Annotated in this window: 1 protein-coding gene; it reads right to left on the bottom strand. The window is 47.6% G+C overall.

Going from position 1 to position 597, the window contains the following annotated elements; translation table 11 throughout:
* Window positions 1-597 (bottom strand): phosphopantetheine-binding protein (locus Q0976_RS24005; RefSeq protein WP_299497389.1); only part of this gene is annotated, 597 nt, incomplete at both ends.

The raw sequence follows: 597 nt of genomic DNA, 5'->3' as shown, positions 1-597 counted from the left end.
AATAGAATCACCTCCAATCTGAAAAAAGTGATCTTCAATCCCCACTTGTTCAAGGCCCAAAACCGTCTGCCAAATAGCACAAAGTTGTCGCTCTTTCTCATTACGAGGCGCGACATAACCTGCAGTGGCAGTAAATTCAGGCGTTGGCAATGCCGCTCTGTCTAACTTACCATTAATCGTAAGAGGCACTTGCTCAATAAACATTATAACGGCGGGCACCATGTATTCTGGCAACGTCTTGGCCAATTGCTGACGTAAATCATCAATCAAGGCCATCTGTAATTCTCGCGGCTCCCATCCTGACTCAGCGGGTACACAGTAACCCACTAAATAAGGCCTGCCCGCTTTTTCTGCTGCCAGCACTACCGCTTGTTTCACAGCAGCTAACGCCATCAGGGCACTTTCAACTTCCCCCAATTCAATACGATAACCTCGGATTTTAACCTGAGAATCGGTTCGCCCAAGGTATTCAAGATTACCATCCATCCCCCAACGCACTATATCGCCGGTGTGGTACAAGCGGGTATACCCTTTTTCAATATCAGCAGCCGTCGCAAAGGGATTATCAATGAAACGCTCAGCGGTTAACTCTTCACG

Origin of the sequence: uncultured Shewanella sp., assembly GCF_947501665.1 — a bacterium.
Taxonomy (GTDB): Bacteria; Pseudomonadota; Gammaproteobacteria; order Enterobacterales; family Shewanellaceae; genus Shewanella.
The sequence above is the reverse complement of the archived record's forward strand: the minus strand, read 5'-3'. Positions and strand labels throughout refer to the sequence as shown.